The 11,650-nt window shown below is 34.5% G+C and carries 14 protein-coding genes and 1 pseudogene; 14 read left to right on the top strand and 1 reads right to left on the bottom strand.

Annotated features, from left to right (window positions below; translation table 11 throughout):
- Nucleotides 1-203: 203 nt before the first annotated feature.
- The gene (locus MHH81_RS11760) at nucleotides 204-962 is read right to left on the bottom strand and encodes a MerR family transcriptional regulator (protein ID WP_340921369.1); all 759 of its coding nucleotides are present in this window, start codon (nucleotides 960-962) and stop codon (nucleotides 204-206) included.
- An 87-nt stretch (nucleotides 963-1,049) separates the two neighbouring features.
- Here MHH81_RS11760 and MHH81_RS11755 point away from each other — a divergent pair, with 87 nt between their 5' ends.
- The 14 genes and pseudogenes from MHH81_RS11755 (at nucleotide 1,050) to fabZ (ending at nucleotide 11,304) form a co-directional block, all read left to right on the top strand.
- Nucleotides 1,050-1,751 (top strand): CPBP family intramembrane glutamic endopeptidase, encoded by a 702-nt coding sequence (locus tag MHH81_RS11755; protein WP_340921367.1) that lies wholly within the window; start codon nucleotides 1,050-1,052, stop codon nucleotides 1,749-1,751.
- Between the two features lie 78 nt (nucleotides 1,752-1,829).
- Nucleotides 1,830-2,306 (top strand): hypothetical protein, encoded by a 477-nt coding sequence (locus tag MHH81_RS11750; RefSeq protein ID WP_340921365.1) that lies wholly within the window; start codon nucleotides 1,830-1,832, stop codon nucleotides 2,304-2,306.
- 252 nt (nucleotides 2,307-2,558) lie between these two features.
- Nucleotides 2,559-3,167, top strand: a complete 609-nt coding sequence (locus MHH81_RS11745) for a class I SAM-dependent methyltransferase (RefSeq protein WP_340921363.1) — start codon at nucleotides 2,559-2,561, stop codon at nucleotides 3,165-3,167.
- A 276-nt stretch (nucleotides 3,168-3,443) separates the two neighbouring features.
- The gene (locus MHH81_RS11740) at nucleotides 3,444-3,923 is read left to right on the top strand and encodes a sigma-70 family RNA polymerase sigma factor (RefSeq protein ID WP_340925227.1); all 480 of its coding nucleotides are present in this window, start codon (nucleotides 3,444-3,446) and stop codon (nucleotides 3,921-3,923) included.
- Nucleotides 3,914-4,303, top strand: coding sequence for a helix-turn-helix transcriptional regulator (locus tag MHH81_RS11735; RefSeq protein WP_340921360.1), 390 nt, complete (start codon nucleotides 3,914-3,916; stop codon nucleotides 4,301-4,303). Before MHH81_RS11740 ends, MHH81_RS11735 begins: the two co-directional genes overlap by 10 nt.
- Nucleotides 4,279-5,499: an FtsW/RodA/SpoVE family cell cycle protein gene (locus MHH81_RS11730; protein WP_340921357.1), complete on the top strand. Its 1,221-nt coding sequence runs from the start codon at nucleotides 4,279-4,281 to the stop codon at nucleotides 5,497-5,499. The genes MHH81_RS11735 and MHH81_RS11730 overlap by 25 nt, the downstream gene beginning before the upstream one ends.
- 301 nt (nucleotides 5,500-5,800) lie before the next feature.
- Nucleotides 5,801-6,265, top strand: coding sequence for an NUDIX hydrolase (locus MHH81_RS11725; protein WP_340921355.1), 465 nt, complete (start codon nucleotides 5,801-5,803; stop codon nucleotides 6,263-6,265).
- 84 nt (nucleotides 6,266-6,349) lie between these two features.
- Nucleotides 6,350-7,219, top strand: coding sequence for a GNAT family N-acetyltransferase (locus tag MHH81_RS11720; protein ID WP_340921353.1), 870 nt, complete (start codon nucleotides 6,350-6,352; stop codon nucleotides 7,217-7,219).
- A gap of 59 nt (nucleotides 7,220-7,278) precedes the next feature.
- Nucleotides 7,279-7,581 carry a monovalent cation/H(+) antiporter subunit G gene (locus tag MHH81_RS11715; protein WP_340921352.1) on the top strand — a complete coding sequence of 101 codons (303 nt, stop codon included), beginning with the start codon at nucleotides 7,279-7,281 and terminating at the stop codon, nucleotides 7,579-7,581.
- Between the two features lie 146 nt (nucleotides 7,582-7,727).
- The gene (locus tag MHH81_RS11710) at nucleotides 7,728-8,105 is read left to right on the top strand and encodes a hypothetical protein (protein ID WP_340921350.1); all 378 of its coding nucleotides are present in this window, start codon (nucleotides 7,728-7,730) and stop codon (nucleotides 8,103-8,105) included.
- A 70-nt stretch (nucleotides 8,106-8,175) separates the two neighbouring features.
- The gene (locus MHH81_RS11705; protein ID WP_340921348.1) at nucleotides 8,176-8,358 is read left to right on the top strand and encodes a DUF6366 family protein; all 183 of its coding nucleotides are present in this window, start codon (nucleotides 8,176-8,178) and stop codon (nucleotides 8,356-8,358) included.
- Between the two features lie 91 nt (nucleotides 8,359-8,449).
- Nucleotides 8,450-9,025, top strand: a complete 576-nt coding sequence (locus MHH81_RS11700; RefSeq protein WP_340921344.1) for an SMI1/KNR4 family protein — start codon at nucleotides 8,450-8,452, stop codon at nucleotides 9,023-9,025.
- 353 nt (nucleotides 9,026-9,378) lie between these two features.
- Nucleotides 9,379-10,848, top strand: a complete 1,470-nt coding sequence (locus MHH81_RS11695) for an amidase family protein (RefSeq protein ID WP_340921342.1) — start codon at nucleotides 9,379-9,381, stop codon at nucleotides 10,846-10,848.
- A gap of 24 nt (nucleotides 10,849-10,872) precedes the next feature.
- Nucleotides 10,873-11,304 (top strand): annotated as a pseudogene (fabZ, locus tag MHH81_RS11690) (3-hydroxyacyl-ACP dehydratase FabZ).
- Nucleotides 11,305-11,650 lie beyond the last annotated feature (346 nt).

Here is an 11,650-nt window from a genome sequence, read left to right as displayed (position 1 = left end):
GGGGTGAGCAATAAGCCATCACCTCAGCTCCACGCGTCGTGTGTGATGGCTTATCTGTCTCACTCATCCCGCTGGAGTAGCCGTCTGCCGCTTCCATCAACGAAGGGTGATAATGTTCGTATTTTAATGACAAGGTACTAATTATGAAATTAGCTCATTTAAATATAATTAATATAATCATGCAATGACCTTGGAAAATAATTCTAAGGTCTTTTCGTTTCAGGTGAATTATTCTCAAAGTATTGAATCGACTCTTCTAAAAACTGCATCACTTCGTCTCTTATGGGATATAAGTTTAATGCTTCAGATCCTTTTGGAGATTTCCGAACGTTCCAAAACTTTTCTTCTAACTCACGATTTCCCCCAAATATTTCATCCGTCAGTATAATAGTATCCTCCGCAAGAATTTGTGCTTCTTCTGAACTTGAATCGATTTCTCTTTCCAAACAAATTTCAATTCTTTTAATCAGATTAATCCACTTCTTGATTTGTTTGTCATCTCGTTCCATTTTGGGTAGTTTTGCTTTTACCATTTCCTGCTCTTCCTCAGTAAAGTAGGTATCCCAACTATTTTGTTTTTCTTCTTTGTCCTTTCTAACTAATGGTATCAGTTGTTCCCAGTCTAGCTCTTCCTCAATCTTTAGTATGTTCAGCAACGTATTTGTATGTAATACGGATTTTTCTAAATCAGTCATCTTCTCTTTTAACAATCTTCTATTAGCCGTTAATATCTGTTCAATAGTGACTTCCGTCATTACTTTTTTTATATCTTCTAAAGACAAATTCAGTGTCTTTAAAATTGTGATTTTTTCTAAGGTTAGGATGTCATGGTCATTGTAAAACCTTTTACCATTGTCCTTTTTTAACGACGGTTTTAGCAAGTCGATTTGATCATAATATCGTATTGTACGTACGGAAATCTCTAGTTTCTGTGCTACTTCTCCTGTTGAGTAATAGTTCAAAAAAAATCCCTCCCTAAAAATGCTTGCAGGTGACGCAACGTAACCTATTAGACTTAATATAACACATATTTATTTGGGGGAATTTCATTGAATAATAGAGAACCGTATTTTAAGCAAACACCTTGGTCGTGGGGAGAACTTCTACTATTACTTGGATTAGTGCTAGTAGTGGTACCATATTTTATTGAATTTTTATTGGAAGGTTTTTTAGCAGAGCTGTTCCAAAATAATTTATATTCTGGAACGTTCGTCGGTTTTATTATGTCCATTATTTTCACTCTTGGAATCTACTATATAGCACTGAGACCTAATCGACTAAGTTGGAGTAACGTTGGGCTAACTAGGTTTCCAAGAAGCTATTGGATTCCTTTAGCTGGGTGGACATTTGTTTTAATTATTGTGAGCATAGCAATTGCAATAGGAATGGAAGTTTTAGGGGGGGAATTAGAAAATAGTAAAACGGAGAGTCTTCAGTCTAGAATGACTCCTATAAATTTTGTAATTGCATTTGTGTCGGCTAGCATTATTTCTCCTATATATGAAGAAATTTTTTATCGTGGCTTCCTATATAGATGGTTCAGAGGAAAATATGGGATTTTAATAGGGATGGTAGTCAGTTCTCTCATTTTTATGGTTGTTCACATTCCAACGTATAATGTATTACCAACAGCACTTGTATCTGGGTTATTTTTTTCGTGGACATATGAAAAGACCGGCTCCATTATTCCAGGAATCATTATGCATAGCACTTTTAATGGAATCGCTCTTATAGTTACGGTCTTTGCGTAAATAACTACGAAGGAGCTACCTTTAAATGTAACTTTATTTTGTAGCTAACGCCTTATTAGAAAAAGGGAGGCGATGGTTTTGAAATTAAAACATCTGATATTGTTAATTATCGTATTTTCTTCACTTTGGATAACTGGTTGTTCAAACGAAACGAATAAAGAAGGGGAAGTAAAAGAGAATGAATTTCCCCCATCTATGACAGGACTCATTCGTATTAATGAAACAGAATATGAAATGATCGTTGGGAATTATAAATGGGAAATAAAGCAAGGGTTAGAAACACAGGTTGTACAAACGGATGCAGCATCTCCATACCAAATAGCTGAAAATGTGAAAGCAATAATAATAGAGGAAAGCTCTAACATTAAAATCGAAATCGAAGGAAATCCCGAAATATCCGTCTATTTATGGAATGAAAACGGAAGAGAAAAAGAAGTTAAAGTAGATAAAAATCAATTATCAGTACCCACAAGTAAGGGGCAGTATATATATGAGGTATTAGCAAAATGGTCGAATGGGGAAGTATCCTATACATTTGTAATTGAGATTAGATAAAAGTCCATTATTTAATACTATTACAATGACAGTAGGAATTCAGTTCAAAAAATACGTTCTATATTAATTGATTTTTCTAAACAAAGTAAATATTATGATATAATTCTTATATATCTATGAAAGGTGTGATTTTTTATGAAGAACAATAACATGAATCAATTTGGCTTAGAGGAAATGATGGTCGACTAATCGAACTGTTTTAGAGGGTACTATCAAGTTCGATAGTTCGTCCAATTAATAGGAGGAACGTTCGTGCTAAATAACCAAGGATTTGACTTATGGGCAAATGATTATGACAAAACTGTAAAAGTAAGTGAAGAAAATAATTTGTATCCGTTTGCTGGCTATATCTTTAATGAAGTGATGCAAAAAAAGAAGTCTAGAGTTTTAGATATTGGGTTTGGAACTGGAGTTTTAACCAGTAAACTCTATGAAAATGGTCATCAATTGGATGGCATAGATTTTTCACCAAAGATGATTGCCATAGCAAAGGACAAAATGCCAATGGCAAATTTAATAGAGTGGGATATTTCAAATGGTTTACCAGGTTATGTGAAAGAAAATAAATATGACTCTATCGTAAGCACGTATACATTACACCACTTAACTGATGAAGATAAAACAGTATTTATAGAAAGTTTACTGTCGTTACTTGCTGACAATGGGAAAATATTTATTGGGGATATTGCTTTCCAAACACGAGAGAAACTTGAAATTTGTAGAAATAATAACAGGAGTTATTGGGATAATGATGAGTTTTATCTAGTGTATGAAGAGTTAAAAGCATCCCTAATAAACATATGTACATGTGAATTTCAGCAAGCATCTCATTGTGGTGGTGTATTTATCATTTCCAAGTAATGGTTTGTTAAAAGTAGTCAATGGCTGTCCTTACAGGGCAGCTTTTTCTTTTTGAATTAATAAAGAGTGTTAGTAGAACAGGCTATCAAACAAGCCTATATAGCTGAAAGGAAATTATCATCGAAGGAATCAAATCTGTTAATAGCAAGTGTCTGAGGATGCTTGTTTTTTTGGCAAACTATTTCCATTTGATAATCGTCTAATCATTATAAAGGAGGGAAATGAGTGAATGATGTATCACTACCTATAGAATCTATACATATCCCAATTGATGACATGATGCTTTATGGTCAAGACTTATTACAGCTTGTGTATACCTACGTAAAGGACAAGGCACTTGCACAAGATTTAACGCAGGAGATCTTTGTGAAATGCTACGAGGCATATCCAACATATAAAGGGAAATCCACACTGAAAACATGGATGTGGCGGATTGCAATTAATCACTGCAAAGATTATTTAAAGAGCTGGTATAACCAGCATATTCAAGTGGCTGTGGATGCTGGGGTAGACGTGCAGGCAAGCAGTAATGTGGAACAACAGGTTATTCAACAAGACGAGCAGGAAAGGCTCGCGAAAACGGTGATGCAACTACCCATCATGTACCGAGAAGTAATTTATTTATTTTACTTTGAAGACTATACGAGTAAGGAAATAGCGATTGTGTTATCGATTAATGAAAATACGGTCAAAACAAGACTCCGTAAAGCGAAGCAATTTTTAAAAGAGCAGTTGGAGGTGGGCGAATGGATTTAAAGAATTTAAAACAGGCGATGCAAAAGCATACATTCCAAGATGTGCAATTTGATGAAATGGAACAGCAAGCTGTGCATACGAAAATTCAACAACTCATTTCTGTCGAGGACTTAAAATCTGCATTACTTGGACTCACACAAACCGAAAAGTCCGGATTCGAATTAACAGAATTACTGCATATGCGCAGCGAGCAAGCCATTTTTCAAAATGAAGGATTGCTATACCAGTGTTTACATGAATTAGAAGCGGACGAATACATTAATGGCTTATGGAAGAATGGCGAGAAGGTATATTTTCTTTCGAAAAAGGGACAAAAGCAGCTCACATTGACTCAAAGACCAATCGGAGGTGTTAAATGGAACGCTTTATTCAGCAAGTAGCAAAGCTTATTCGATCCAAAGAAGCCAAAGCCACTGTAGCGGAGGAACTAAAGCAACATTTAGCACTAGCGCAAACAAAACATATGGAGCGTGGGCTTTCTAAAGAGGAAGCGATGAGAAAAGCGATTCAAGACATGGGAAGTCCCATCTCTCTTGGAGAATCAATGAATAAAATCCATAAGCCTAAAATTGATTGGCTGCTCATTGCTGCATTTAGTGCATTGTTATTATGTGGTTTCTTTCCACTTGAAGTCCCAGCGTATCCAAAAAAGGTATTTATCATTTTCCTTGGTGTAGGATTAGTCGTTGTTCTTTACCGATATGACTATCGAAAACTCACAAAGCATGCGGAGTGGTTTTTAGTAGTAACTATTGTGGTTTTGCTATTACTTGGTTATTTTCCAACATATTATATAAATGGCAAGCCAGAGCTGAAATTAGGTCCTTTCCGTATAGATAGTTTATGGACGTTACCGATGCTCGTCATCGGCTGGGCTGGCTACTTTTCGAAAAACCGTTCATTATTCGGTGGATTCGCGTTATTTACCTTCATTTCTATGTTATTTATGTTGCAACCACATTTAATTGCATTTATATTACATACCATAATGTTCATGGTTATTTTCCTATATAGTAAGCACACAATCAAAACGAAAGTTATCACAATAGTGTCAAGTGCTATAGCTGGTGCTACATTTATTGTATTTGTCTTAGCGAATGCTATGCCTTATCAGTTAATGAGGGTTTATGCGTTTATCAATCCGGCCAATGATGCAGAGGGTTCTGGCTATGTCTATATACGTCTACAGCAATTAATCAGAGAGGCAAAATGGTTTGGTGCTATTCCTTTTGAAGGGATACCAGAATTGCACACAGATTTTGTTTTTGCTGGGATTATTCGTTCCTACGGATTTGGACCTGCTGTATTCATCGCTATTTTATTATTTGTCTGTATCATTCGTTTACTCTTGATAATTCAAAAGGTTCGTGATCCATTTGGTCGCTATTTACTAACTGGTAGTATGACTCTATTTGCCACACAAGTTGTCGTGAATATTGGAATGATTTTCGGTTTTTTACCGATTATGGCGATGTCACTACCTTTTATTAGTTATGGCTTAATGCCAACGATTATTGCAGCAGCGATGATTGGCTTCGGACTAAGTGTGTGGCGTCGTAAATCATATGTCATATAAACTAATGCTGTGGTTGAGTAGTATGAAAACTTATTAAAAAAAGTATAGTTATTGAAAGATGGTGTGAAGTTGAACTTTCATTCCATCTTTTATTGTTTCTAAGTATCATTATGGTAAGGGAATCAGCTTTATTATTCCTTAGAAATGGTATTATGCCAATAATTATTTATTTTCAAATAATTTTAATAACCTCATAGAATTATCAAATATATTTCAATAGTAAGCGTGCGAATTAGATTACATATTAAAGGTATTTGTAGTAAACGTATAGAAATAAGAATGAAATGCTATGGGGGATAATATGAATTACATAAGTGAAATGAGAAAATTTATAGGGAATGAAACCCTTTTAACAGTTGGTTGTGGGGTTATTATTGAAGAAAATGAAAGAATTTTATTACAGCATCGTACGGATGAAGATAATTGGTGTATTCCAGGAGGGGTAATGGAAATTGGTGAGACCTTCGAAATTACGGCTAAGAGAGAGACCTTTGAAGAAACAGGTTTAATCGTTACCGGTTTAGAGTTATTTGGATTATATTCAGGTGAAAAATGCTTTGTACAATATCCAAATAAAGATAAAGTATTTAGTGTTCAAATAATATTTAAGACAAATAATTATTCCGGGGAATTGAAACAAGAAGGAATCGAAAGTAGAGAACATAAATTTTTCTCTAAAACTGAACTTCCAGTAAACTTGAATCCACGTCAAAAAGCTTTTATTTTAGATTGGAAAGAAAACAAGAAAACTCCGATTATTAAGTAATAGATAAGACTAACAAGAGATAGAGTAAATTATGGTGCATGTCAAAGAACTACGTTTAATAAAATGGATAATAAGGAGTTACCGATGGATAATCATACAACTAAGAACCTTAAATTAAATATTTTGGATGAGAATGATGTGGAAGGATTAATATCTTTATCTCAATCAGTTGGTTGGGATTATGACCGAGATGAAATTAGAACTGTTATGTCTTCGGGTAAAATTATCGGACATAAAAATGAGTTCGGTCACCTTGTATCAAGTGCGGCAATAATTCTTTATGATACGCATTTAGCCTCAATAGGGATGGTAATTGTACATAAAAAATATAGAGGCCGAAGTCTTGGAAAAGAAACTACTCAAGCGTGTATTGATCTTGTACCAGAAAAAAGATCTATCATGCTAATTGCTACACCCGAAGGAAAACCTTTGTATGTAAAAATGGGTTTTAAAGAAGTGGGTTGTGTACAAAAGTTCATCTGTAACAACTATATACCATCTAATCGATTACTTTTAGAAGGAATAAAAGCAGAGGTATTCAAGCAGAGTGATTTTGATAAAGTTGTTGAATTAGATACAGATGCATATGGGGATTCGAGGAGAAAATTCCTTGTAAATAGAATAAGACAGTCTCACCAATCGCTTGTCCTAAGTGATGAAAATGGAAGAGTTCTTGGATATGGTCTCTCTATCTTAGGTCCAGAAAATTTAGTATTAGGACCGATTGTTGCTCCTAATAACAATGCAGCTACCTTTCTAATAAATCAATTGGCCATAAATCATCATGGAAATCTAAGGATTGATACTTCAACAGGAGATGAAATATTTATTAAATTTTTATATGATAGTGGCTTTGAAAAAGTGAGTCAACCCCCAATAATGATCATTAATTCCGATACTATGCCTAGTCGAAATAAAAATTTATATGGTATTGCGGCACAAATTTTCGGATGATATTGATGAATATACAGCTCTTCTCGTTGAGGGAGATGGTTGAAGAAGGGGGCAATAAAATGAAAATATTATTAGGAACATTATTAGAACTACTACGTATAGTTATTATATTTGCATTTTTTGGTGCTTTGGGCTCGGTGATTATGCGAAACAGTTATACAAGATTAGAAGTAACTGAAACTTATTCATGGCTTGGTCAAATAGCTATTTTGTTAATACTCTTTGTTCTGTATAGGAATAAGTGGCAATTCTCTGGTTGGTACAATGGAAAGGCTAGAGAGAAGCTTCCAAAGAAAGTCTCTTTGACACTAATTTTAGTTTCTATAATACTAATTATCTCTCCAATTATATTAGGTTCTTAATTAAGCTAGTAATGGCTTTCTTTTAAGGTAAGTGAGTTGCTTAGGCGACTCTTTTTTCATATTGAACAAAAGTGATAGGTTAGTTGAATACAAATGTATTTCTGGACAACAACGAATTCTGATGAAAATTAAAGGAGAAAATTTCAATGATGAAAAAAAATGCCTTACTTGTACTTACTATCTTATTTTTATCCTTCTTTTTAAGTGGGTGTAACCAACCTGCAAAGATTGACTTTGCAGAAGTCCTATCAAAATCAGAGAAGGAATTTAAAGAGTCAGGTATTGAATGTGTTTCTGCCTTTGACGGTAAACTTGTAAAGTTTAGACTTTTACTTGAAGAACAACCAACAGATGAAGAAGCAACTAAATACTTTGAAAAAATATTAGATACTATAGCAACCTATTCAAATAATCCTGATACATGGGACTTCTATAATGCCGAATTCGATTTGGTGTATGAAGAAATCGTTATATATGAAGGTAAAAAAGAGGCAGGTAAAGATTTGAAAGTTAACAAAATCTAATGTATTCGCATTTTCACTTTTTATACTTAAGGGAGCGAACTTAATAAAATGGATAGGATGTGGTGGTAATATGTCTGAAGAAGAAAGAGAAAGATTAAAAGCAAAAGAACAACGAAAAAATCCAACCGGCACTTTAAATAATGCGTTAGCACAAGCAATCACTGGTGCACCAAGTGGTGGGTGTTTATTAAATATTACTTCCATCATTATGATGATCGTATTTGTATTAATAATTAGGGCTTGTTCGAATTAACTGTTACTTAACAAACCGGGCAAGCTAGTTAAATTAGAAATGTGATTATTCGACCAGAGAAAGGAAATAGCTAATAAGAGGGAGGGATAGTATGAGCATTAAAGAGTTTATTAACCAATTCATTGAAAAATATCCTGAGATTGATAGGATTGATGTTGCTACAGATGAAATGATTGCAACATACGAAGAAATACTTGGATATTGCCTGCCAGTTTCATTTGTGGAATTTTTGAAGAAATTCTCCAATGGTCTATTTTTATTGGATTGTGAACCTATTGGAGGTGTTAGTAAAGACTCTCCTTGTGGTGATATTTGTAATGTAGATAGGATTATTCTTGACATTCCGAATGAGGTTTTAATCGTAGAAACCAATGAGTGGATAGAATCTGAGCGGCTTATTTCCTTCACTACGTTTGATGCTGGAGAAACTTCGAACAACCACTGGGTATTCTTATGCGAAGATGGCGTTCCAGATCATGAATATAGGGTTGGGTTTGTTAGCCAATCTTCAACCAAGATTGTAAAGATTTTAGATAATTTCCAAGAATGGTTGACAATATTATGGGAACATGATGATGAGGACGAGATGACATATCCTGTGTTCCACATACTTTTCCCAACGTTTGAAGAACGTGGAGAAATACTATATGACTGGTGGTTTGATTGAACAATCATTTTTATTAAGTTGAAGAGTCACAGACTGTCAAGAAACCACAGATTAGGTTTTCATAGGAGGAAATAAGAAGGTTTTGATAATGTGATATGAAATAACGTCGGTATTACTTCTATAAAGGGTAATGCTTTTTTTTATTCTTTTTCCGTTTCACCAAAAAATATGAGGTGGAGTGATTATGTATCGCAAACCGTTTACTATACATTAATGAACTAAAAGAATGGGAGGCATCCGCCAGCCTTTTTTGTCCTTCAACTAAATGAAAGGAAAGTTGAAGAAGGGATTTTTGAGTATTTACAGAATAGTATTTTATAGATCAAAATTTTGCAGTATTGAAGGAGTACTAAATGAAAATAAAGTTCAACGATTTTTTTAGAGAAGAGTTAACGATTAATGAGATACAAGCAGCTGTCGAGAACGGAGAAGTAACCTATAAAGAGTTGGTGATGTATTACCTGGACAGAATAGCAAAGTATGACCAAGATGGTCCAAAGATAAATTCTGTTATTGAAATAAATCCTGATGCAATTTTTATTGCGGAAGCACTAGATTATGAAAGAAAGACAAAGGGAATTAGAGGGCCACTACATGGTATTCCTGTTTTTCTTAAAGACAATATCGAAACAAATGATTCCATGCATACCAGTGCAGGAACACTTGCATTAGAAAATCATCTTAGCAATCATGACGCATTTCTTGTGGAAAAACTTCGCGAATCAGGTGCTGTAATTTTAGGGAAGACAAATATGACAGAATTAGCAAATGGCATGTCAACTAAAATGTGGGCAGGCTATAGTTCCAGAGGAGGACAAGTGTTAAATCCATATGGGGATGCTGACCTTTTTGTTGGAGGATCAAGCTCTGGTTCTGCCGTGGCAGTTGCTACAAACTTTAGCGTATTATCTGTTGGCACGGAAACGGATGCTTCTATTCTTAGTCCTGCGATTCAAAACTCAGTGGTAGGAATTAAACCTACTGTTGGGTTAATCAGTCGCAAAGGCATTATCCCATTTACTTATTCACAAGATACAGCAGGACCTTTTGCAAGAACAGTTACGGACGCAGCTATTTTATTAGGTGCTTTAACGGGTGTAGATAAATTTGATCCAGCTACTTATAAAAGTGAAGGTATTTCAAAACAAGATTATACAATCTTTTTAGATTCTAAAGGATTGAAAGGTGCTAGAATCGGTATATTTAATCAAGCTTCGGAGGACTATTATAACTCAGGAGAATACGATGAAAATCTGTTTAAACATGTTATTCAAACCTTACGTCATGAAGGAACAGAAATAGTCGATAATATCGAAATACCTTCTTTCAATAGGGATTGGAGTTGGGGTGTACCAATATATGAATTGAAACATAGCTTAGGAAATTATTTATCCCTATTACCGTCTTACATACCAGTCCATTCTGACTCAGAATTAATTCAATTTAATAAACAGAATGAACAGAAAGCTTTAAAATATGGTCAGAATAAGTTGGAGTATAGAGAAAATCTACCAAACACTTTAAGAAATCCCGAATATTTGAATGCGAAATTAGAAGATTTGTATTTTTCTCAGGAAATGGGGATTGATTATACTTTAAAAAAGTATGACCTTGATGCGATAATTTTTCCATCTTATATTGGCTCAACCATATGTGCTAAAGCTGGCTATCCATCTATAGCTGTACCTGCTGGTTACATGGAAAGTGGAAGACCATTTGGCATAACATTTGCAGGTACGGCTTTTAGTGAAGGTGTATTAATTAAATTTGCTTATGCTTTTGAACAAGCTACAAAACATCGGAAATGCCCGAAGTTTATATAATTATTCCGATAGGAGGTTTTAATATTGTTAGATACTCAACAAATTCAATCTATTATTAGACACCGTTATCCATTCCTTTTAGTGGATTGAATTCTTGAATTAGAAGAAGGAGAACGAGCGGTTGGGATTAAAAATGTGTCAGGAAACGAAGCATTTTTCAATGGACATTTTCCTGGTTATCCAGTGATGCCAGGTGTTTTAATTGTAGAGGCACTCGCACAAGTAAGTGCAGTTATTATGCTTACAAAAGATGGAAACGAAGGCCGGCTAGGGCTTTTAGCTGGAATTGATAACTGTCGCTTTAAACAGCAAGTAAAGCCTGGGGATCAACTTCGACTGGAAGTAGAGATTACTCGTTTAAAAGGACCTATTGGAAAAGGAAAAGGAATCGCTACGGTTGATGGAGCGTTAGTTTGTGAAACAGATTTACTATTTGCATTTGGGAGTAGTATTTAAAAGGTGCATGTAAATCAAGGGAGTATCCAATTGATCTATTGAATAGAATAAATATCGTTACTATTCAAGGAGGGATAACTTGAGTAAGAAATCTGCAGAAATGAAAATGTTGAAACGGACCGTTCAGAAAGACGCTAACATTCAAAATGCATGCTTTCTTATCCATTCAGACAAACAAAATTTTCATTTATTTCGGTAATTTTGGCTCCACTGGCTCTTTTATGTTTTATCACCCCGATAGGGATATATACTTAATTGGTACTTTAAACTATATAGGATATGGTAGGAAAGGTATTCAACTAATGTTTAAGGCGCTCAATAAGCTATTCTAACTGAACAAATAACT

The organism is Psychrobacillus sp. FSL H8-0484, assembly GCF_038005325.1.
GTDB lineage: Bacteria > Bacillota > Bacilli > Bacillales_A > Planococcaceae > Psychrobacillus.
The sequence above is the reverse complement of the archived record's forward strand: the minus strand, read 5'-3'. Positions and strand labels throughout refer to the sequence as shown.

What these genes read in the sequence shown, in the direction of transcription:
- MHH81_RS11740 (WP_340925227.1), top strand. Translation starts at nt 3,444, where the DNA reads ATGATGCTTTATGGTCAAGACTTATTACAGCTTGTGTATACCTACGTA.
- MHH81_RS11735 (WP_340921360.1), top strand. Translation starts at nt 3,914, where the DNA reads ATGGATTTAAAGAATTTAAAACAGGCGATGCAAAAGCATACATTCCAA.
- MHH81_RS11730 (WP_340921357.1), top strand. Translation starts at nt 4,279, where the DNA reads ATGGAACGCTTTATTCAGCAAGTAGCAAAGCTTATTCGATCCAAAGAA.
- MHH81_RS11725 (WP_340921355.1), top strand. Translation starts at nt 5,801, where the DNA reads ATGAATTACATAAGTGAAATGAGAAAATTTATAGGGAATGAAACCCTT.
- MHH81_RS11720 (WP_340921353.1), top strand. Translation starts at nt 6,350, where the DNA reads ATGGATAATCATACAACTAAGAACCTTAAATTAAATATTTTGGATGAG.
- MHH81_RS11715 (WP_340921352.1), top strand. Translation starts at nt 7,279, where the DNA reads ATGAAAATATTATTAGGAACATTATTAGAACTACTACGTATAGTTATT.
- MHH81_RS11710 (WP_340921350.1), top strand. Translation starts at nt 7,728, where the DNA reads ATGATGAAAAAAAATGCCTTACTTGTACTTACTATCTTATTTTTATCC.
- MHH81_RS11705 (WP_340921348.1), top strand. Translation starts at nt 8,176, where the DNA reads ATGTCTGAAGAAGAAAGAGAAAGATTAAAAGCAAAAGAACAACGAAAA.
- MHH81_RS11700 (WP_340921344.1), top strand. Translation starts at nt 8,450, where the DNA reads ATGAGCATTAAAGAGTTTATTAACCAATTCATTGAAAAATATCCTGAG.
- MHH81_RS11695 (WP_340921342.1), top strand. Translation starts at nt 9,379, where the DNA reads ATGAAAATAAAGTTCAACGATTTTTTTAGAGAAGAGTTAACGATTAAT.